Source organism: Adlercreutzia rubneri (genome assembly GCF_009755265.1).
Classification (GTDB): Bacteria; Actinomycetota; Coriobacteriia; order Coriobacteriales; family Eggerthellaceae; genus Adlercreutzia; species Adlercreutzia rubneri.
This window is the reverse complement of sequence record NZ_WPOO01000009.1, coordinates 17,584-38,967: the sequence shown is the minus strand read 5'-3', so window position 1 is coordinate 38,967 and position 21,384 is coordinate 17,584. Positions and strand designations below refer to the sequence as shown.

Annotated in this window: 18 protein-coding genes; 13 read left to right on the top strand and 5 right to left on the bottom strand. The window is 62.6% G+C overall.

Annotation, left to right across the window (positions count from 1 at the left end; translation table 11 throughout):
- Positions 1-15 precede the first annotated feature (15 nt).
- A complete protein-coding gene (locus GO707_RS12930) occupies positions 16-2,211 on the bottom strand; it encodes a sensor histidine kinase (protein ID WP_157012600.1) in 2,196 nt (731 codons plus the stop codon).
- On the bottom strand, positions 2,201-2,920 hold the full coding sequence (locus tag GO707_RS06610; RefSeq protein WP_041714355.1) for a response regulator transcription factor: 720 nt from the start codon (positions 2,918-2,920) through the stop codon (positions 2,201-2,203). The genes GO707_RS12930 and GO707_RS06610 overlap by 11 nt, the downstream gene beginning before the upstream one ends.
- Positions 2,921-3,083: 163 nt before the next feature.
- Here GO707_RS06610 and GO707_RS12325 point away from each other — a divergent pair, with 163 nt between their 5' ends.
- The 6 genes from GO707_RS12325 to GO707_RS06580 all read left to right on the top strand — a co-directional run bounded on the left by GO707_RS12325 (position 3,084) and on the right by GO707_RS06580 (position 8,760).
- A complete protein-coding gene (locus tag GO707_RS12325) occupies positions 3,084-4,124 on the top strand; it encodes a C39 family peptidase (RefSeq protein ID WP_227070547.1) in 1,041 nt (346 codons plus the stop codon).
- A 394-nt stretch (positions 4,125-4,518) separates the two neighbouring features.
- On the top strand, positions 4,519-5,244 hold the full coding sequence (locus GO707_RS06600) for an ABC transporter ATP-binding protein (protein WP_227070548.1): 726 nt from the start codon (positions 4,519-4,521) through the stop codon (positions 5,242-5,244).
- Positions 5,238-6,071: a hypothetical protein gene (locus tag GO707_RS06595; RefSeq protein WP_157012598.1), complete on the top strand. Its 834-nt coding sequence runs from the start codon at positions 5,238-5,240 to the stop codon at positions 6,069-6,071. Before GO707_RS06600 ends, GO707_RS06595 begins: the two co-directional genes overlap by 7 nt.
- 109 nt (positions 6,072-6,180) lie before the next feature.
- Positions 6,181-6,900, top strand: a complete 720-nt coding sequence (locus GO707_RS06590) for a DUF5067 domain-containing protein (RefSeq protein ID WP_157012597.1) — start codon at positions 6,181-6,183, stop codon at positions 6,898-6,900.
- A 101-nt stretch (positions 6,901-7,001) separates the two neighbouring features.
- Positions 7,002-7,421: a helix-turn-helix domain-containing protein gene (locus tag GO707_RS06585; protein WP_161127752.1), complete on the top strand. Its 420-nt coding sequence runs from the start codon at positions 7,002-7,004 to the stop codon at positions 7,419-7,421.
- Between the two features lie 10 nt (positions 7,422-7,431).
- The gene (locus GO707_RS06580; protein WP_161127751.1) at positions 7,432-8,760 is read left to right on the top strand and encodes a serine/threonine protein kinase; all 1,329 of its coding nucleotides are present in this window, start codon (positions 7,432-7,434) and stop codon (positions 8,758-8,760) included.
- A gap of 154 nt (positions 8,761-8,914) precedes the next feature.
- Here GO707_RS06580 and GO707_RS06575 read toward each other — a convergent pair whose 3' ends face one another.
- The 3 genes from GO707_RS06575 to GO707_RS06565 all read right to left on the bottom strand — a co-directional run bounded on the left by GO707_RS06575 (position 8,915) and on the right by GO707_RS06565 (position 12,005).
- Positions 8,915-9,802 carry a TrmH family RNA methyltransferase gene (locus GO707_RS06575; RefSeq protein WP_114539273.1) on the bottom strand — a complete coding sequence of 296 codons (888 nt, stop codon included), beginning with the start codon at positions 9,800-9,802 and terminating at the stop codon, positions 8,915-8,917.
- A gap of 15 nt (positions 9,803-9,817) precedes the next feature.
- A complete protein-coding gene (locus tag GO707_RS06570) occupies positions 9,818-10,900 on the bottom strand; it encodes an acyltransferase family protein (RefSeq protein WP_114539272.1) in 1,083 nt (360 codons plus the stop codon).
- A 283-nt stretch (positions 10,901-11,183) separates the two neighbouring features.
- Positions 11,184-12,005 carry a helix-turn-helix transcriptional regulator gene (locus GO707_RS06565; RefSeq protein WP_114539271.1) on the bottom strand — a complete coding sequence of 274 codons (822 nt, stop codon included), beginning with the start codon at positions 12,003-12,005 and terminating at the stop codon, positions 11,184-11,186.
- A gap of 643 nt (positions 12,006-12,648) precedes the next feature.
- Here GO707_RS06565 and GO707_RS06560 point away from each other — a divergent pair.
- From GO707_RS06560 to GO707_RS06530, 7 genes are all read left to right on the top strand, one after another.
- Positions 12,649-13,596: an undecaprenyl-diphosphate phosphatase gene (locus GO707_RS06560; RefSeq protein ID WP_041714865.1), complete on the top strand. Its 948-nt coding sequence runs from the start codon at positions 12,649-12,651 to the stop codon at positions 13,594-13,596.
- A gap of 382 nt (positions 13,597-13,978) precedes the next feature.
- Positions 13,979-14,956, top strand: a complete 978-nt coding sequence (gene nrfD, locus GO707_RS06555) for an NrfD/PsrC family molybdoenzyme membrane anchor subunit (RefSeq protein WP_173114072.1) — start codon at positions 13,979-13,981, stop codon at positions 14,954-14,956.
- A gap of 21 nt (positions 14,957-14,977) precedes the next feature.
- Entirely contained in the window at positions 14,978-15,439 is a 462-nt protein-coding gene (locus GO707_RS06550) for a GntR family transcriptional regulator (protein ID WP_114539269.1), read from the top strand.
- Positions 15,440-16,372, top strand: coding sequence for a slipin family protein (locus GO707_RS06545; RefSeq protein WP_114539268.1), 933 nt, complete (start codon positions 15,440-15,442; stop codon positions 16,370-16,372). It abuts the gene before it with no gap.
- A 282-nt stretch (positions 16,373-16,654) separates the two neighbouring features.
- Positions 16,655-17,812, top strand: a complete 1,158-nt coding sequence (locus tag GO707_RS06540) for a hypothetical protein (protein WP_114539267.1) — start codon at positions 16,655-16,657, stop codon at positions 17,810-17,812.
- 263 nt (positions 17,813-18,075) lie between these two features.
- A complete protein-coding gene (locus GO707_RS06535) occupies positions 18,076-20,532 on the top strand; it encodes a molybdopterin-containing oxidoreductase family protein (RefSeq protein ID WP_198161034.1) in 2,457 nt (818 codons plus the stop codon).
- A 9-nt stretch (positions 20,533-20,541) separates the two neighbouring features.
- The gene (locus tag GO707_RS06530) at positions 20,542-21,159 is read left to right on the top strand and encodes a 4Fe-4S dicluster domain-containing protein (protein WP_114539265.1); all 618 of its coding nucleotides are present in this window, start codon (positions 20,542-20,544) and stop codon (positions 21,157-21,159) included.
- Positions 21,160-21,384 lie beyond the last annotated feature (225 nt).

The window sequence follows — 21,384 nt, the reverse complement described above, 5'->3', positions numbered from 1 at the left end:
GCTTTGGTTTTGAAGCTAGCGGGACAGGCCGCGCCGCCGGGGTGTCGCATCATTATCGCGTACCGTCTTACGCGCGGGAACCTGTCCATGGCGAGCGTTACGAGGATTTAACGGAGAGGTACCTTGGCGCGGCGCGTGCGTCCGTTCGCCGACGGGGTGCTGCGGATTCGGACGGGCGGAGGCCCCGCGGCGCGTCGTCGCGGAAGGCGGCGTGGAAATTGCCCGCACGCCCGCCGGCCGCGCGGTGCGGGGCGGCACGGGCGCAACCGGCCGCTGGAGGCCCTCGGGCGCGCCCGGGATGCGCGGCGCGGCGGCTGCTCCTTCAATCTCCTCCCCCTGGGTGGGAATGCGCAGGGTGAACACGGTGACGCCGCGCTCGCTTGCCGCCTCGATGTCGCCGTGGTGCGCCACGACGATTTCCCTGGCAATGGCGAGCCCCAGCCCCGCACCGCCCTTCTTCGACGAGCGCGCCCCGTCTTCGCGGTAGAACTTCTCGAAGATGGTCTCCAGATGGGCGTCGGATATCTCGCGTCCGCGGTTGGCTACGGTGATGGTGGTCGTGCGGGCGTCCTGGCGCGCGGCGATGGCGATGACGGAGTTCGCGTCGGCGTAGGCCACGGCGTTGCGCAGCACGTTGCCCAGCGCCCGGGCGAGCTTGTCCGGGTCGATGAAGAACTGGCCGGCGCCGGCGGCGTCCACGGTGATGCGGATGTTGCGGGCGGCGGCCTCGGGGAAGAACGCCTCGGCCACCTGCTGGCAGAACAGGCGCACTCCCACAGTCTCCCGCTCGATGGGAATGGCTGACAGGTTGTAGCGGGTGATCTCGAAGAACTCGTTGATGAGGCTTTCGAGGCGCTCGGCCTTCGAATAGGCGATGTCGGCGTACTTGCGCAGGGTTTCACGGGGCAGATCGGTTGTCTCGTGCAGCAGGTCTAGGTAACCGAGCACCGAGGTGAGCGGCGTGCGGATGTCGTGGGCCAAGTAAGCCACCAGCTCGTTCTTGCGCTGCTCGGCGGCGTGGGCGGCGCGCTCGTCGGCCAGCGACTGCGAGCGGATAACCGCCAGCTCGTTGCGGGCGATGGACAGATCGGCCGGCAGCTCGATGGGGGCGTCCTTGTCGGCGAGCAAGCGGCCCACGGCCCCGGACAGCTCGTCGAAGTAGCGCAGCGACCGGTTCAGGGCCCGCAGGATGATGACGAGCCAGCCGGCCACGAAGACGAGTAGAGCCAGCGGGAGCTTGAACGACTTGACGAACGTGTAGGTGGCGACGTCGCGCATGCGGTAGACGCCGTCCTCGCCGTACTGGACTTGCCAGACGGGGTGGTCGTCGGAGACGCCCAGCGCCCGCGCCTCTTCGGCGGAGGTCAGGTCAAGCCAGGCGCTGTAGGCCTGCTCCTGGGATTGGCGAAAGGCGCTTTGCAGAAGGTCGTTTAACGTTGGCTGATCGTAGCCCAGGACGGCGGCGCTGACGAGAATCCGCGTGGCCACGTCCACCGTGGTCTCCGGCGGCATGAACGTTTGGGCCTCGGGCAGGGAAAGCCCCAGCTCCTGCAGGGATGCTGATACGCGCAGCGCCGCCATGGCATGGGCGGCGCTCGCCTCGTCGGTGAAAATGCCCTCGGCCGTCAGAATGGTCTGATAGGGAAGGAGGGGAACGGCCCAGAGGGTCTTGTCGTCCGGGGCGCCGTCGGTCTCGGCATCGAGGGGCGCCACGTCATCGATGAAGGCGCTCGTGTCGCCGATGGCCGCGGCGTTGGTGCCCGAGGCGACGGCCACATCCGCCCCGAGCTTCTCAGCCCGTTCCTTGGCGTAGGCCGCGGCCGCCTCGGCGTTCTCGGGCGAGTCGGCCATCATGCTTGCATACTCCGCCAGGGCGTCTTCCATCTCGTTCACTTCGCCTTGAACCTCGGCGATAGTGCCCGCATCGTTGGAGTAGCCGCTCTCGACGGCCTCGTTGACCCAGAGGTCGAAGAGGTTGGCATCGTCGAGCAGTCCCTGGTCGGTGAGGATCTGCTGGAACTGCTCGGAGGAATTCAGGGTGCGCCAGGACGAGGTTGAGTCGGCTACCCAGTTCGCGATCGAAGGCACCATGAAGGTCTCGATGGCCAGGCAGGCCAGGGCGAAGGCCCCGCTGAACAGCAGCAGGTTGCGAATGAGGCCGCCGAGCACGCGCCGGCGCAGGACGCGGGCCTGCTCGCTTTTAAGCGCCATGGCCGGTGTCGCCGGGCGCACCGCGCAGCTTGTAGCCGACGCCCCAGGCGGTTTCGATGAACGTCGTGGAAGCGTCGATATCGGCGAGCTTCTTGCGCAGGCGGCGGATGTGCACCATGACCGTGTTGGCCGCCGCGTCGTCGAAGCGCTCGTGCCAGGCCCCTTCGAACAGATCGGCCGCCGAGACCGGTGAGCCGACCGACTGGGCCAGAATCGCCAGAATGGCGAACTCCTTGGGGGTGAGGTGCAAAGGCTCGCCGTGGAGCGTGGCTAGATGTGTGCGCAAGTCCACCTCGATGGCGCCGGCGGAAAGCAGGGTCGAGGAAGCCTGGGGCGCTGCTTGGCGTCGGCGTAGGCGCGCTTTCACGCGGGCCACCAATTCGCGGGGCCGGAAGGGCTTGGTGACGTAGTCCTCGGCGCCCAGGGTGAAGCCGACGACTTGGTCGGCCTCCTCGTCTTTCGCCGAGAGGAAGATGACGGGAATGTCCCGCATCTGGCGCATGCGAACGCAGAGTTCGAAGCCGTCGATGCCCGGCATCATGATATCCACGATGGCCAGGTCGAACGGCGTGCGGGCGAGCATGTCCAAGGCCGCCTGTCCGCTGTAGCAGGCCAGCGCGTCCATGCCCTCGGCCACGAGCAGGTTGACAACCAGATCGGCGATGGCCTGCTCGTCGTCCACCACCAGTATGTGCGCGCGTTTTTCCATAAGGGCTATTGTACGCGATTCGCCCCGGGTTTTGCCAACAGGCGTGCCATCCCGTGACAGCTTCAGGAAAAGTTAAGGTGCCCTGCCGGAAATGTCAGATTTCGCTATGGGACGCGTAAGCCGGCTCGTCGGTAAGGTGGAGGTGCAACGTAAGGAGAGATTTATGGACACTGCTGCCTACCGTTTCGACGAGGGAAACTTGTACGAAGGGGACGCGCCCTTAAGCTGCGCCGGAAGGGCGGGCGCTTCGGGCTCTTCGGGTGCTTCGAGGGTTGCCCCCAATCCCTACGGGCGGGACGCTTGGGCGCGGCCGCAGGGCGCGGGGAGTCGGTCGGCTCGTAGCGCGGGTTCGAAAACCGCCCAGGGTGCATCGCCGCAGCGGCGGCCGTCTCGCGGGTCGGCGCGGGCGTTCGCGGCTTCGGCTGCCGTGCCGGGCGTGGTGAGGGCCATGCTGGGCGGTCTGGCCCGCACGGGCCGCGCCGCGCGTGGCCGCCGCATTGGGCGACGGCGCTGGCATCTGTGGTCGGTGCTGAGCGTGGCGGCGCTCTCCATTTTCGTGCTGGTCGCTATCTTTCAAATGGCGAACCTGTACGTCGAAGGGCTGGGGCTTACGGGACCGGGCATCGCCTCGCCCACGGCGGATACCGCTCCGGCCGCCGCGGGCGCGGACGAGGCGGACGATCCTGCCAGCACCCCGCGTGACGAGTGGCGCGGCGGCCATCTGCCCTTCCTCTACCAGACCGATCCCCAGTACCGCGATGCGCCCTATGCCGGTACCACGGTGCGGGAGGCCGGCTGCGGGCCGACGAGCCTGGCCATGGTCTACATCGCGCTGACGGGGAAGACCGACAAGGATCCCGCCGCCATGGCCGCCTTCAGCGAGGCCGGCGGCTATGTGGAGGGGGGACTCACCGCCTGGCGCCTCATGACCGACGGCGCGGCCGAGCTGGGTCTTTCCTCCCATGAGGTGCCGGCGGACGCGGGGCGTCTTGCGGCGGAGCTCGCTGAGGGGCATCCCGTCATCTGCAGCGTGCGCCCCGGCGACTTCACGGACACGGGACACTTTCTCGTGGTGGCCGGCGTGGCCGACAACGGCGAGCTGGTCATCCACGACCCCAACAGCCCCGCCAACAGCGCCCGCACCTGGGACGTTCAGCGCGTGCTCGCCCAATGTGCCAACCTCTGGGCCTTCGAGCGGGTTTAACGGGGGCGGGACGGCGCGCTTCCAGGGTTTTCGCTTTTGGAGCAAAGCGCCTCCCTCTTTTTGGCAAGAATTTCGAGTTGTTAGACTTAGTCGAGCGAATGAGAGGGCGATCTCGCCATTTTGATGGCGGTTTTGTCTGAATTGCTGATTTGGAGCGGCTGGTTTTCTGCGCGCGAACTCTAACAACTCGAAATTCTTTCTCAAAACAAGAGGGTGCATTGTCGATGCCTTCGGAAACGCGCTGCATGACTGATTCGTCCATGCGTCCATGCGGTGGGAAGGTCCATGCGCCCATGCGGCGGGAGCGATTCGCTCATTCGATGGGGTTCCCGCTTGGCCGTTGGCGTCCGTGCTAGGATGGAGCCAGTGATTCCGAACGATGAGGAGGCTTCCCGTGGATGCCTTTGTCCCCGAAGTCGCGCCGCCGCCCTTGCTCGAGTGCCGCGACCTCACTAAGCGCTATGGCGCCACGGTGGCGCTCGACCGCTTTACTGTCAGCTTGGCCGCCGGCCGCATCGTAGGGCTGCTCGGCCCGAACGGCTCGGGCAAGACCACGCTGCTGAAGATGATCGCCGGCGTGGCCCATCCGACGGCGGGCGACATTCGCGTGGCGGGCTATGAGGTAGGCCCGGAATCGAAGGCGCTCGTCTCCTACCTGCCCGAGCGGCCCTACTTCTCCCGTTCCATGCGCGTGCGCGAGATGATCGCCTTCTTCGCCGACTTCTACGAGGACTTCGACGCCGCCTTGGCCCGGGACATGCTTGCTCGGCTCGGCGTTTCCGAGGGCGCCCCGTGCGCGGCGCTTTCCAAGGGCACCGTTGAGAAGGTGCAGCTCACGCTCGTCATGGCCCGTCACGCGGCGCTGTATCTTTTGGACGAGCCCATCGGCGGCGTGGATCCGGCGGCCCGCGATTACATCCTGCAAACGGTTATTCGCGCCTATCGGCCGCAGTCGTCCATCATCCTTTCCACCCACCTCGTGCGCGACGTGGAGGCGTTTCTGGACGACTTCATCCTGCTGCGCTATGGCCAGATGCTTCTGCACGCGCCCGTGGCCTATGTGACCCAGGGGAAGGGCACGACGCTGGACGCGTTCTTCCGAGAGGAGTTCCGATGCTAGGAAAGCTCTTCGCCCAGGAAATGCGGGCGCTTGTGAAGCCTGCGGCCATCATGCTGGCCATTATGGTCGTCGCTGGCGTGGTGGGCATCGGCTGCATCGAGGCCACCGACGCCGTGAGCCGCGCGGCGGGATTCGCCTCCCGTTATGTCAACGAGGCGTCGGCCGCTTCCAACCTGACCGTGGTGCTCGTGATGGCGGCGCTGTTCTGCGCCTTTCTCGTGTGGGCCAGCCTCGTGGCGGTCTACGTGTTCATCGCCATGCGCTTCTATCGCACGATGTTCACCGACGAGGGCTATCTCACGCTCACGCTGCCGGTGCGCACGGGCGCGCTGGTGACGGCGAAATTCTGCGCCGCCTTCCTGCTGGCGGCGGTGTTTACGCTTGCGGCCTGCGCGCTCGCCTCATTGGCCGTGCTCGCGATCTCCGACGGCGATGGGGACATGGTGTCGGTGGTGCTGTCGCTTTTGGGCGGTTGGTCGGCGCTGACGGGCAGCGGTGGTGTGGCCTCGTCGGTCATAGGCGTGGCGAACGCGCTCGTGTCCGCCGCCTACACCGTGGGGCTGGCGTTCCTCTCGCTGACGCTGGGCGCATGGTGGGCGCGGCGGCATAAGGTGGCCGCGGCCGTGGCGCTGTATGTGGGAATTGGCTGGGTGATCTCTCTTCTGTTCTCTATCGTTGGCGTGCTGGCCATGATGGGCGACACGGGCACGGCATCGTTCATGCTCGGCACGGTGTCCGTCATGCAGACGGTGGTGAACCTTGCCGTGGCCGCGGGCGGCGTCGCCCTGTCCGCCTACCTCGTGCGCGCCAAGGTCGATCTGAGCTAGGGAAAAATTGCCGTTGCCTTAGCTGGCAGCTAATGAAACGGTTAACGAGAACGGATACCCTTCTTCCTTGTCCGTTAGGAATAGCGCGTTTAGAAGAAGGGAATCATCTATGGAAACGCAACCTCGCTCGGCCATGGCCGTGGCTTCTCTCGTATTGGGAATCGTGGCACTGGTCACTTCGATTCTGCCGATCATCAACAACCTCTCCTTCCTTTTGGCCATCCTCGGCATCGTCTTCGCCATCGTCGGGTTGGTGGGCGTTTCGAAAGGGAAAAAGAGCGGTAAGGGCTTAGGCGTCGCCGGCCTCGTGCTGTCTGTGATCGCCTTCATCCTTGTGCTCGTGATGCAGAGCGCCTTCAGCGCCGCCCTCGACCAGGCCATGGAGGAGAGCGGGCTTGATACGGCGACGGCGCAAGGCGTAGCGGCCGGAGATTCCGGATCTGCGGCCGAGCCCCAGGCGGCCGAGCAGAGCGAGGCGACGCAGGCCGCTTACGGCGTCACCATCGACGACTGCCGCGTGACCGAGGACTATCGGGGAAATCCAGCTGCCGTGGTGACCTACACCTTCACGAACAACTCCGACGAGGCGACCAGCCCCGCAGTGGCGGTTCACGCCAAAGCTTTCCAGAACGGAACCGAGCTCGAGCTGGCTGTGGTCGCCGATGCCGAGGAGTCCGGCAAGTCGATGAACGAGGTGAAGCCTGGCTCCTCCATCACTTACGAGTCGGCTTACGAGCTCGCCGACATGAGCGATCTTACCGTCGAGGTGGAAGAGCTTTTCAGCTTCAGCGACGAGCTCATCGCCGAGCAGACGTTCTCGCTGAGCTAGCGTGCCCGATGGCGCATGTCTCGGGCGCCCGTCTTCGAAGGCGGGCGCTCGGGGCGCTACAATAGGGGCTTCGTGATATGGGTCGAAGGAGAAAGAAGCGCGTGGAGGAACCGCTGACAGAGGACATGCTGGCCGAGCTCTTGGATGCGCCGGATCCGCGGGCGTTCATCAAGCGGCGCGAGGTGGGCGAGCGTAGTCTGGCGGAGTACCTGAACGCGCTTCTGGCGGAGAAGGGTCTGAAGCGTGCGGCCGTGGTGCGCGAGGCGGGCATCAACGAGACCTTCGGCTACCAGATATTCACCGGCGCCCGCCGCGCCTCCCGGGACAACTTGCTGAAGATCGCCTTCGCCATGGGATGCACGCTGCGCGAGGCGAACCGCCTTCTGCAGGCGGGAGGCGCCAACGAGCTGTACTGCAAGAATCGGCGGGATGCCATCGTCATCTTCGCCATCAGCCATGGCTACACGCTGCAGAAAACCGAGGAGGAGCTTTACCGGTTCGACGAGGCGACCATCAGCTAACTTTGGTACCATGGCATCTATGGAAAACGACCCGCTTGCCGCATACCTCGCCGCCCTTGCCCGCGATGATTGCTATCGCGTCGATGAGGTGTTGAAGACGGTGCCCCACGAGACGACCGAAGTGGTGTACTTCGTGGGGGCCAATGCGGCGGAGCTCGGGCCGTTCGTCCGCAAGCGCATCGCGGTTGATGCGGCCATGGGGGATGCCTACGGCCACTTGTTCCGAGCGCAGCGCGCCGGGCGGCGTTTCCGGCATCTGCCGCGCATCTACGACGTCCATACCACCGGCGACGAGCTGGTGGTGGTCATGGAATACATCCAAGGGCGCACGCTGCGGGACGAGGTGTACGAGCGCGACGGATCGCTCGCCCTGGCGGCGCAGTGGTTCCCGCTCCTGTGCGACGGGGTGATGGAGCTGCACGAGCAGTTCTCGCCGCCGTTGATCCATCGCGATTTGAAGCCCACCAATATCGTGGTGAGCGATGCGGGCCTTACGATCATCGACTTCGGTATCGCCCGGGTCTTTCGCGAGGGGGCCGACGGGGACACGGCTCATTTCGGCACGCGCTGCTACGCGCCGCCCGAGCAGTTCGGCTACGGGCAGACCGACGAGCGCAGCGACGTGTACGCGCTGGGAATGCTGCTCTACTACCTGCTGGCCGAGCGCGATCCGTCGCCGTCGGTGGCTGCGGCGGGATTCGCGGGGCCGGAAGTGCCTTTCGCGCTGCGCCCCGTGCTCCAGCGCGCCTGCGCCTTTGATCCGGCGGCCCGCTTCCAGACGGTGCGCGACCTGAAGGCGGCGTTCCTCGCGGCGCTCGCCCCAGCCGGGGCTTCTCCTGCAGACCGGGGTGTCGTTGTGACCCAGGTCGCCGGCGCGGGTCGGGTTTCCCCTGCGGATTGGGCCGCGACGGCGGTGAGTGCCGCAGCTCCGATCGATGACAGACCGCATGGCGTAGTCGTTTCTCGGGTAAGGCGTGCTTTCTCGACGCTCTCCTCCGGTGAGACGGCAGGGCTCGTGGTCGATGTCGCCCTCTTGGTGGTGTGGCTGCTGTTCATGGCAGTTCTCATCGCAATGCCGTTCACGCCCGACGAACGTTACGCCACCTGGCCGTTCTGGCTGCTCGCCTTTCAGTATTGGACGTTCGGTATTCCGTTCTTCACGGGCTTTCTTTTCATTTTGACCGACGTCCGCGTTTTACGTCGGGCGGCTCCGAGGCTTCGCCTTCTGCAGGGAGCTCGTTTGCGAATCTTGGGCATCGCGCTGGTTGTCGTGGGCGTGATAGCCGTGGGCGTGACGATGGCGATCGCGAACGCCATGGGACTTCCGACCGGCTCGTAGGGGGCCGAGCTTCCGCTCCATCCGTAGGGGGCTACCTCAGTCGCCCCTCACAAGAGGGATAACCTTGCCTGATGAGGGCTGACCAAGGTCAGCCCCTACGGGATGAGGCTGCGCGACGCTAGTCTTCCCAGCTACGGGATGTGGCTGCGCGACGCTAGCCTTCCCGGCGGGTTTCCCAGAAGGCGACGGCGCTGGCGGCGGCGACGTTCAGGGAATCGACCCCGTGGTGCATGGGGATGCGCACGGTCCAGTCGCAGGCGGCGATGGTGGAGGCGGCCAGGCCGTCGCCTTCCGTGCCCAGTACGAGGGCCAGCTTGTCGGTCGCCTTCAGGCGCGTATCGGCGATGGAAAGCGCGTCGTCGGCCAGGGCCAGGGCGGCTGTGGCAAAGCCGGCGTCGCGCAGGCGCGCCACGCCCTCGCACGCCCAATCGCGCGCGCTGCCGATGCGGGCCCAGGGCACTTGGAACACCGTACCCATGGAAACGCGCGACGCGCGGCGAAACAGCGGGTCATGGCAGGCCGGCGTGAGCAGCACCGCATCGATGCCGAGGGCGGCGGCGCTGCGGAAGATGGCCCCGATGTTGGTGTAGTTCGTGACGTCCTCCAGCACGGCGACGCGGTGGGCGCCAGTAAGCAGGGCGGCCAGGTCGGGCTCGGGCGGCCGGTGAAAGGCGGCCAAGGGCCCGCGGGTCACCTCGTAGCCGGTGATGGAGCGCATCTCCTCCGAGGAGACCACGGCCACGGGGGCGGCCGGATTGGCCGTGTGCACCTTTTCCAAGAGCACTTCGGAGGCGGCGAGCCAGCGCGCATCGGTGAGCACGGCGAAGGGGACGCACCCGGCGTTAAGGGCGCGGTCGATGACGTTCACGGACTCAGCGACGAACAGGCCCGACGCCAAGCGCTCCGGCGCGCCCTCCGGGTCGATGGCGCGGGCCAGGCCCACGAGCTGCTTGGGGTCGCGCAGCTGCCCGTCGGTCATAGACGAGAACGGCGCCAGATACGGGTCGCCCCCCGCCAGGAAAGATGTTTGCGACTTGTTCATGGGCCCTAGTATACGTTAGTGCGGCGTCTTCCGGAGCATGGTGGCCGGCGCGGGCGGCAGATAGCGGGCCGGATACACGATGATGCCGGCCTTCCCAAGGCGCGAAAGGACGGCCATGATCAGCACCGGCATGCCGTAGCAGACGAGCGCCGCCCCCACGGCCGCCATCCACGGTGCTGCTGTGACGGAGATGCCGGCCGCCTTCCAAAGATGGAAGTACAGAGCGAGGCAGATGCCGTGGAAGAGCCAGATGGCCATGGTGTAGCGGGTCACGAAGTCGTAGAAGCGGTTCTGCCGCCCGCTGCGGAACACGGTGGAGAACAGGGAGGTCGCCCACAGCACGCCGAGCGCGTCCAGAACGGCGTGGGACGTCTCGCCGGTCCAGCCGGCGTAGAAGGCGATCACGCTGGTGGCCACCCACAGGGCGCCGAGGGCCCAGGCCTTCTCGGATCCGCGCACGAGGGGCAGGCCCCGGTAGAGCGCCATGGCCATGCCGCCGGCGACCCAGATCCAGTTCTCGGCCACGGAGGTGACGGCGTAGGGGAGGCGCGTGGCCATCTCGGCGGTGGCGGGCAGCGAAGCGAGCGCCACGATGGCCGCTTTCGCTGCGACGGCGGCGAACAGGAGGCCGCTGGCGTTGCGGCGGCTCTTCACGGTGGGGGTGATGGCGTAAATGATGAGGCAGGTATAGAAGTAGCCGACGGGAATGACGGGCTCGATGAAGAGCGCGCGGAGGAGATCGGCGACCGACAGAGGCGGCTTCGCGCCGACGGCCGAGTTCGTGAGCAGCACGAGCACGGTGAACGCCGCGAAGGGGATGCCCATGAGCGCCAGCTCGCGGCGGAGGTTCTGGCCCCAGGCGCGAGGGGTGCGCGTCGTGCGGTAGCGCTGGTAGAGAAAGCCCAGGCAGAAGTAGAAAATCGGCAGCTGGAAGGGAACGAGGTACTCGAGAATCCACCGACTGGCGGTCGAGGGGGTGAAAAGGCCCTGGGCGCTGCAGGTGGTGATGAGGGTGCCGAAGGCGATGAGGAGGGACGCGGTGGCTTCCACGTTGTGCGTCCAGACGTCCTTGGGGCCGCCGGAGCCGTGGCCGTGCATCTCGCCTTCGGGGACGTCGGGCGTCTTTCGAGAGCGGCTTCCCGCAAATGTTGCCGAGTCTTTCGGGCGGCCGTCAGGGGAGGCGGTCGTTGCGCTTTCGAGTTGCGGCGATGCAGGGCACGCTATGTCGGCGAAGTTGCTCATGGGTTCACGGTAGCACGCGGGCACCACGACGAAGGCGGCGCGCGGGCGCCTGTTTCCCCAATGATGACCTCTCGCGGACGCGCCTGCGAGTGCCGGCGCCGCCTACCAGATGTGCGGGCGCGCTAGCGAACGGCGCTGGCTATGGCCGTCCTCCCTCCTGCCTGCCGTGGCGCAGGGCCGCCCTGCTGCGGAGGGTCGTGGGGCTGCCAGCGGGACGGTCGGGATCTCCGCGCTCTTGCTCGCTGCCAGGGTTTTGCGCGGGGAGGCCCGTCGCCGGGTTGTCGGAGCCGCCCCCGGGCAAGCAGGTATTTTGGCCGCAGAGGGCGCATCCGGGGCGCGCGGCGCCTCGGCCGTCGGGCGGTGTCGTTTGGTTGCTGCGGCAGCAGGGAGTGTCGCGACGGCCGCCGTCGCTCCGGTCGTCGTTGCGCTCGTCGGCCAGGATGACACGCTCGAAATCGCGCCGATTGCTGACATAGGCCTTCCGGAAGATATTCGTGGCATGGAATTGCACCGTGCGCACGGCCAGGTGCCGCTCGGCGGCGATGGTCGCATAGCTTTGATGCTGCAGGATGAGCTTGGCAATGGGCATCTCCTTGGGCGTGAGGCCCAGACTGTCCAGCTCTCCCTGGATCTGCTCGGCACGGGTGACGCGGCGCATTTGCTGCGTGCGCAGGCTTCTCTCCCGCAAGGCCAGCATCATGCCGAGTGCCGCCAGGGCGCAGGCCGCTGCCAAGGATCCGAACACGAGGGTCGACTGGTCGAGGTTCGCCGGCGCTGGCGCTCCGGCGGCGAACGAAACGGCAGCGCCGATGAGCACGAGAGCTAGCCCGAAGGAAGCCACGGCGCCTGCGAACAGGAGCGCGCCCGTCCGGTCGGTGCGCTCGCCGGTGTTTTCGCGGTTGAGCGGGGAGGGATGGAGGATGGGCGGGATCAGACCGCCGGGGTGGGCAGCTTTCAGCATGATAGTATCCTTTTGTCGGAAGGGGGAGACCCTTCGGTTGGTGGGCGCATCCGTGATGAGGCAAGGACGTCCGTGCGCCGCGGGTTGTGCCGCAGTGCGCCTGAGCGCCAGGAAGAGGGCGAGGCCTGTTGAGTTGAAAGCTGCGTTTGCCGGGCCGGAAAAACATTTCGCTTCCGGTCTCTCGCGGGTGTCCCATGATACCCCAATGGAACTGACATCGTTGGTAAAAGTGCGATCTTCGATAGTTTTATTACCACGATGCTTGGTGTTCGTTGGCGCATCGTTGCTTTCGAAAAGAGGATTTGAGCAGGGAAAACGAACCTGCTTGCTATGTTGTATCTGACATGAAATCGGCTACGTGCACAAGCCATGGTGGAATGGGCGGCACGCGCGACACGACGGGTTGTGTCGCGCGCTGCGAACGCTGGGCTGGCCGGCGCCTCGGTAGACCAAAGTGACAAACGTGGACTTTCTCCGTAGGAATCCTGACGATTCGCAGTGCCGTGATAGCATTTCCGAGGCTCGAAAGAGGGAGTGCCCCTTGTGCGCTTTTCCTCGTGTTGGCGGCGCGCTCTGGCCTGGGTTGCCGCTCGCCGCTTGGGCCGACAGACAAGCAAATCGTACGGAGGCAGTTTCTGTGGACATGTTCATCGAAGTTCTGAAGGCGTTCTTCATCGGCGTCGTGGAGGGCATCACCGAATGGCTGCCCATCTCTTCCACGGGCCACATGATTCTCGTGGACGAGTTCGTGAAGCTGAACGTGTCGGCGGAGTTCCTGGAGCTGTTCTTAGTGGTCATCCAACTGGGCGCCATCATGGCCGTGCTCATCCTGTACTTCCATAAGCTGAACCCGTTCTCGCCGAAGAAGACGTCGGCCGAGAAGCGCGGCACGTGGCGGCTGTGGGGCATGGTGGCCATCGGCTGCATCCCGGCGGCGGCCATCGGACTTACGCTGGACGACTTCTTCAACGAGTACTTCTACAACGCGTGGACGGTGGCCATCGCCCTTATCGTCTACGGCGTCGTGTTCATCCTGCTGGAGCGTCGCAACCGTCGGCGCGAGGCAGCCTATCTGGCCAGTCGCGCCCCCCGGCGTCCCCGCGGCGCCCATGCGCGTCCCGTGCCCGAGGTGGGTCCGGGCGACGATGGCGACGACGCCGAGATGGCCCTGTTCCGCGTGCGCACCGTGGACGAGATCGACTGGAAGACGTCGCTGAAGATCGGCTGCTTCCAAATGCTCGCCATCATCCCCGGCACGTCGCGCTCGGGCTCCACCATCATCGGCGGCATGCTCTGCGGCTGCTCGCGCACGGCGGCGGCGGAGTTCACGTTCTTTCTCGCGATTCCCGTCATGTTCGGCTGGGGCGTGCTGAAGCTCATCAAGTATCTGATGGCCGTGGGTCTGGCCATGACGGCCACCGAGATCGCCGTGCTCGTGGTGGGCATCGTGACGGCATTCGTGGTGTCGGTGATCTCCATCAAGTTCCTCATGGGCTACATCAAGAAGAACGACTTCACGGCGTTCGGCGTCTACCGCATCATCGTGGGTTTGGTGGTGCTCGCCTACTTCGGCGTGAAGGTGTTGCTGTAGCCGACGCAAAAGCGGCGCGATTTCAACGTGAATTAACCGTGCGAATCGGGAACGAAGGCCTTCTCGGAAAAGCTTGCCGTCGGATTCGGGCTGTTTTTTCGAGTTGTTAGACTTTAGGTACGCGCGATGGTTCGCTCAAAAACTGTGGCAGAACAAAATGTGTAAGAAAAGTAATAAAATACGATATATGAGAAGACAAGATGGAAGCAGGCAATCACCTGCGAGCGCGTTGGATGTCTAACAACTCGAAATTCTTGGTGCTGCTCTCCCTGAATCTTTCCTGACGGACGCATCGCTTCTTCGATTGTCTTATGATAATCTTAACGCCGGAATGCGGGGTCGGTGGGTTCCGTAGGCATTGTCTAGGGCAAGAGGAGGAGTCGTGTTCAGCGAACTGGTGGTTGCTTACCTCTTTCTGGGAGGGACAGGGGCGGGCGCGCTCTTGATTGCCGCAGTGCTGATGCTCCTCGCTGACGAGAGAGCCGTGAGCCGCGGAGTGGTTGTGCGCTTCAGAGACAACGGAAGCGCTGCCTATCGCCGACTGTTCGTGCCGATACTCGTGGCCTCGCTGGTAGTCTTAGTGCTGGGGGCCCTGTGCCTTGCGGCTGATGTGGGGCGCCTCGATCGCATCCTTTTGCTGGCGGTTTCATCCCCTTCGAATTATCTGGTCGTAGGATTCTGGGCACTTTTGCTTTGTGGCACGTTGGCGGCAGCCATGCTTCTTGTGTGGCTCGGGGTGCCGTCGGTGTCTCTGCCTCTATTCAGAGCGCTCGCTGTCTTGCTTGCGGCGGTGTCTTTCGTCGCGGTGATCTATACGGGACTGTTGCTGTCGGGTATGCCGTCGGTGCCGTTGTGGTTCGGCCCGTGGCTGCCGGGGCTGTTCGCGATCTCGGCTCTCTCGTGCGGAGTGGCGCTTGTGGGCATGGTGGCAGTATTTTCGGGAATGGCGACGGTTTTCGGCCGAACGATGCGGCAAGTCGTTCGCGCCGATATGGTTCTCCTTGCCCTGGAGGCGGTCGTCGTGGCGCTGTGGCTCGGTGCAGCGTGGCTGGAACACGGCGGCTCGGCTTCCTCGGGGGCAACGCCTACCGATGCGGCCGCGTTGGCATCGGTGGCCTCCGTATTGAACGGTGCGTGCTCTCTGCCGTTCTGGGGCGGCCTTGTGCTCGTTGGCCTTGTTGCTCCTTTTGCGATAGAGGCTGTCCTCGCGCGTTGCAATGCGAGTAAGGACGTCGCCGAGGCGTCTCTCGCCTCGCGCGCGTTGCTCGCCAGCGCCGGTTGCGTTCTTGTTGGCGGCGCCTGTTTGCGCGCGGTCGTAGTGGCGGCCGGGATGCTGCCCGTTGTTTCCGTTCCCTTCTAGTCCTTGAGAGAAAGGTCGTCCATGTTTCCCTTCGAAGTTGATCCGACAAGCGACTTGCCCCTGTGGGTGCAGCTGCGCAACCGCATCGCCTACCTCATCAACGACGGCACCCTGGCGCCCGGCGACAAGCTGCCCACGGTGCGCGGCCTGGCTTCGGAGATCTCCATCAACTACAACACGGTGAACAAGGCCTACCTGAGCCTCGTGTCCGACGGGTACCTGGAATCGACGCGGGGTCGTGGCGTGTTCGTGACCGATTTGGGTGCGAAGATGGGTGCGGAAGGGGAGGGTGAGGCCGATGCGGTGCTAGACGAGTGCATCGCGTCGTGCCGCGAGCTGGGCATGGGGCTAGATGACATCGAGCGCGCCATGAGCCGAAAGATCAAGCGCCTGAAGTACGATGAGGCCCGCGAGCGCGGCGAGGTGTCTGCCCGCATCATCGATTTCGAGAAGCCCGGAGCCCGGGCCGAGAAGGGAGCCTAAATGTCCCGCAAGGAGAAGTCTTCCGGCGAGCGCCGGTTCCGCGTGGCGCCCGATGCGGCCACGGAGGTGGTGGGGGAGCGTGCGTCCTCGACGGGCGTGCTGCTGTTCTCCGCCGTGCTGTTCGTCGCGGTGCTCGCTGCGGTGCTGGGCATCGGCTGGCTTACGGTCGGCCGTGTGACGTTGGAGGTCATCGTGGTGGCGGCCCTCGCGGCGCTGCTCGCCATCGGCTGCTGCCATGTCGCCCAGCAGTGGGAGCGCGTGGTGGTGCTGCGCCTCGGGCGCTTCAACCGCGTGTCGGGGCCGGGGCTGTTCTGGACCATCCCCGTCATCGAGTCGAACACCATGCGGGTGGACACGCGCACGCGGGTGACGACCTTTTACGCCGAGGAGACGCTGACGGCCGACCTGGTTCCCATGAACGTGGACGCCGTGCTGTTCTGGCACGTGTGGGACGCCGCCGCGGCCTGCACCGAGGTGGGCGACTTCACCCGTGCTGTGGAGATGGCCGCCCAGACGGCCCTGCGCGACGCCATCGGGCGGGCGAGCGCCGCCGAGGTGGCCATCCGTCGCGAGCAGCTGGATCGGGAGCTCAAACGGGTGCTGGAGGAGAAGGTGGCGCCCTGGGGTGTGACCATCCTTTCGGTGGAGGTGCGCGACATCCTTTTGCCCAAGGAGCTGCAAGAGGCCATGAGCCTGGAGGCCCAGGCCGAGCAGCGCAAGAAGGCCCGCATCATCCTCATGGAGGCCGAGCACGACATCTACGAGATCTTGGGCGAGATGGAAGAGCTCATCGGCGACCATGAGGCCGTGGCGCGCCTGCGCACCATGCACCTGCTGAACGAGTCGCTGCGCGAGGGCAAGGGCACGGTGGTCATCCCCAGCGCCTTCGCCGAGGGCTTCAACGAAGGCGTAGGCGACCTGTTCAAGGGGTAGGCGTCAAAAATATTTGATATTCGTCCCATTTCTCATTAATCAAGAGTATTTGACATTTTATGCGACGGCGCTCCGAAATGCCGTTGCGATTACGGGAGCAGCGAAATCTAATGAGTGCCCTTAGACTCTAGTTCGAAAATAGATTTACTAGACTTCGTAGTTAAAACTAGACTTACTAGATAACTAGATTTATAGATTTGCTCTGTTGGAATAGATTTCTTAGAATCTCTTGAAGGTAGCTGTATCTGGGAAGCAACGCATCGCCTCATCTGGAGGTGTCCTATGTTCGACAACCCGTTCACCCCGCTCTTTGGGGGAAGGCCTGGGTTCTTTTTTGGGCGCGAAGGTATTTTGCGGCGTTTCGATAGGGCTATGAGTGATTACGGAAGCGACGACCGTGCTCTTTTCATAACGGGTAGCCGCGGCTATGGGAAGGCGGCCCTGCTTGAGCAGTTGTCTATGCGCGCGAGAGCGCAGGGACGCAAAGTTATCGATGTGGGGTCCGACAATCCCATAGGCGGTATCATGCGTCACCTCGTTCCCTTCGACGAGGCCACTAAAACGATTGATCCCGAGGTGGAGATTAGCGTGATGGGCACGGGCGGGAGCCTCCGCGCGGGCTCCAGCTCGAAGACGGTGCGCTACGAGCGTGACGATTTCGAATACGTGTTCCTGAATGCCTGTCTGGAGGACGGATTCAAGCTTCTTGTCACCATTGACGAGATTCAGAAGGTCTCCCTTGATGGCGTGTCGCTGATCTCCGAAGCTTTCCAGATGGCGTCGCGCAAGGGCTGCGATGCAATGATTGCCATCGCTGGGTTGCCCTATGCCTACGAACCGATTATCCAAAAGAACGGCTGCGCGTTTCTGCGCCGCGCCTCTTACGAGCAGCTGGGGCCGCTCAGCGCCGATGAGGTGCGCGAGGCGCTCGAGGAGTCCTTTGGGAGCATTAAGGGTACCTCGCTCGAAAAGGATGCCCTTGAACTGCTGCTTCGGGAATCGAAAGGACACCCCTATATCATGCAGCTGCAGGGTTATTACTTGATTGACAATATAAACGAAAAGGTGCAGAAGCGCTCCTATCGTATTGAGGTGAAGGATGTCGAGTGCGCAATGCCGGCGGTGCGGAAAGCCTATGACAGTCGGGCCCTTGAGCCATTAGTCGCCGCCATGAGCCGTAGCGAGGTGGAGTATTTGCATGCCATGGCTGGGCTCCTTGGAGAGGAGCGAACGGCTGAGACGGGGGCGATTGCCCAGAAGATGGGGAAGTCCCAAAAGCAACTGAGTACCGTACGGGCGAATCTTGTTGACAACGGCATTGTCGGAGCGCCTGGACGAGGGAAGCTGGCGTTCATCATTCCTTACTTAGCCGACTATATACTGAGGACGGAGGGTGACGCCAATTCTGTTGTCGCATCAGCTCTCGAGTGGGGGATGTAAGCTAACTATCCTCAAAATAGATAACCTGTGCTGAAAAATTGTCCTATGATAATCCTTGCATTGCCATAGGACAATTTGCTATAGTGCCGCCAGAGGAATTTGGCCAATTCTCGGGAATACCAGTTTGAGGGGACTGGCGGCAACGAACATCGACAGGTGTGGTTGCGATGAAAAGTTCTCCGATGGTTTATTTGAAATACTTGGAACAAATCTGGTTAAACAACATCTCGCTTTTTGGACCCAAAAGAGTGGAGGAGAAGATAATGAGGAAAACGAAACGAGTTTCCCCTGAACTCACTCGGCGCAGCTTTCTCGCTGCAACGGCGGGGGCGGTTGCAGCTGGATCGCTTGCTGGATGCGCTTCGGGCAACACTGTAGGTGAGGAGGGTGAAAGTGTTTCGCTCGCCGGCACGGCGCCCCAAGTCGCTGAAGAAGTATACTTCAGCAGTTGTATGGGCAACTGTTCGGGCTGGGGATGCCCCATCAACGTTACCGTCCGCGAAGGGAAAGCGGCCAATCTGACTCGTCCCGATATGAAACTACCCGACGGATCTCCGAGTCCTTATCAACGTATCTGTTTGAAGGGCTATACCAACATCGAGCGCATGTATGCTGATACGCGCCTTCAGTATCCTTTGAAGCGCAAAGGCGAGCGAGGTGCTGGGGAGTGGGAGCGTATTTCCTGGGATGAGGCCATTGCGGAAATCACGGATACGTGGAAGAATCTGCAAGGAGATTTTGGGCCGGGCGCTGTAGGATTCTTGGCCGGATCGGGCAACGTGGACTCAACGGTTAAAACGTACGCTGATCGCCTGATTGCTTGCATGGGCGCTACGGTACTTCATAATTGTTACGACAATACAGGTGTCTATTGCCAGTACAACCATGGCGCTCTCGGTGCGACCACTACAGGAGGCCATAACGAGTATCGCGACATCGTCAATGCGGAAAATATCTTTGTATGGGGCTCCAATCCGTCTGAGTCATTCATTGTTGACTATCATTTCATCTCCGAAGCCTGCGAAGCGGGAGCCAAACTTGTTGTCATCGATCCCATTTTTACCACTACGGCAGCTAAGGCGGACCTCTACGTTTCCATCCGTCCCGGAACTGATGGTCTTCTAGCGGCAGGTATTGCCCAGATTGCCATTCGCGATGGCAAAATCGATGTCGAACACATGCGCACTAAGACGGTAGCTCCGTTTTTGGTCAAAGAGGATGGCTTCTACCTTCGCTTGAGCGATTTAGGTCGGGCAGAGGCGGGAAGCGACCAAGATAGGATTATGGTTTATGATGGCGTCCAACTCGCGCCCTTCGACGAGGTAGAGGAGCCTGTGCTCGAGGGCTCGTTCGAACTCGAGGGGTTTAAAGTCAGGCCAGCGTACCAGATTCTCGTCGATAGGTTCTCGGCGTGGACTTTGGACCAGATTTCCCAATACACTGACATTCCGCTCGACGTTATCGAGGAGGTTGCGAGTATCTATCTCTCGGGCCGATCGATGGTGCTGCTTGGCTTTGGGCAAGATCATTACGCAAACGGTCAGACGTTCTACGACGGTGTGTTTGCGCTTGCGGATATCACCGGGCAAGAGTGCAAACACGGAGCCGGAAGCACCTGCGTCGATTTGACTGGGGCTGTGGCGCAGGGCGTTCAGAGTACTGCCGGTATGAACCTGGATGGTGCTGTGGCTGGGCCTACAGTGTATGTGAACCATCTTCCTCAGTTAGTGGAGGAAGGATCGATTGGGGAATTCGACACGGCGCCGCGATCGATGTACATCTACTATTGCAACCCGCTGGCTAACATGCCCGATCGCCAAAGATGGCTTTCGATGCTCGACAAGATGGATCTTGTCGTGGTTTCGGACATGGTCATGTCCGAAACGGCGGAATACGCCGATATTGTTTTGCCTGTAGCCTTCCCCTTCGAGAAGAGCGATCTTACTTTTCGTCAGACTGGCTTCGTTAAGCTCATAGATCAGGCAGTGGAGACTCCCTTTGAGGTGAAGAGCGACTTTGATGTGATTACTCTGCTAGGCCGCGCAATGGGTTTCGAGCAGTACTTCACCCAGACTCTTGAGGATTTCCTTTCCTCATGTGTAGATAATGAAGTGGCTCAAGAAGCCGGTGTTACGTGGGATAAGCTGCAATCGGAGCATGCGGTATGGTCTCATCCCGAGGAGCCCAGCGTCATTGGATTGAACGCTCCCATCCTTACAGCGACAGGGCGTCTGGAGTTCTACCATGAGGGCATTAAACCCATGATGGATGTTGGCCAGGAGTGGGATATGCTCAAAGAGTCCTGCTGGTTCTGGGAACCTCCGTTAGAGGCCTGGCACGAGAATCCGCTTTTCGAGCGGTATCCGCTTGCTTTCATAAGCGAACGATGCAAGTATAAAACTCACACCATCTTCAACAACGTTCCTGCCTTGCTCGAGATCGACCCAGAGCCGTTCGTAAAGATGAGTCCCTCCGATGCGGCGTCGCGTGACATCAACACTGGCGATATAGTGCGTCTCTATAACGATCGCGGGCATGTGGTCCTTAAAGCGGTTGTCAGCAACGGATGCCGCAAAGGCGTGTTGGTGATCGATCACGGTTGGGAAGAGCGGAATTTCATCGAGGGGCATTACGGCGATCTCTCCAGCATCGCTTCGTGGCCACGCTTTGAGCAGGACAATTGGTTCGATTGTCTGTGCGAAATGGAAAAAGTTCAATAGGAGGACGTCATGCGATACGGAATGGCTATTGATTTGAAGAGATGCATGGGGTGCCAGACGTGTATGACATCCTGTCGGACGGCGAATAATCTTCCGACTGGTAATTGGTGGAATCGGGTCATCACTGACGGTGGAGAGAGTCTCGATTCGCCGGACGGTGAGTATCCGAATTGTACGCTCCAGCACTATCCGGTGACCTGCCAGCATTGCGAGAATGCCCCTTGCGTGGAGGTGTGTCCCACGGGTGCTACCATGAAGGATGAAGAAACAGGCATTGTGACCGTGGACGCGGAAACTTGCATTGGGTGCAAAACGTGCATGCAGGCTTGTCCTTATGAGGTGCGTGTGTACAACGATGGCGAGCCGAAGTACGCCATGGAGTTCGCCGTGGGTTTCGCGGACGCGCCGCAGCATGTGTCGAACACGGTGGAGAAGTGCACCATGTGCTCGAACTTGATTGCGCGCGGCGAAAAGCCCATGTGCGTGCAGGCGTGCGTGGGCTACGCCCGCTTCTTCGGTGATCTGGATGATCCGAACTCCGAGGTGTCCAAGCTCATTGCCGAGCGCGAGTGGGAGCAGCTGCTTCCCGAGCAGGGAACTAATCCGTCGGTGTACTACCTCAAGTAGCTTCTCGGCTTGTCCGACTAGGCTTATGGACCCTTCGCCCCCTCCCTCTGCGAAGGGTCCATTTCGTGGATGGCGTCTGGCCGTTGCTCCGAATGCGATTAAGGCGACTTCTGCTCCGGGCTCTGCACGTTTCAGATGGAGGGCGTGAGCTACGTGTTGCCTGGCATTCGGTTTCCTTGCAGATGAATTCATCTTTGACGAGGAATGGCGTTGGCGTCATTGCGC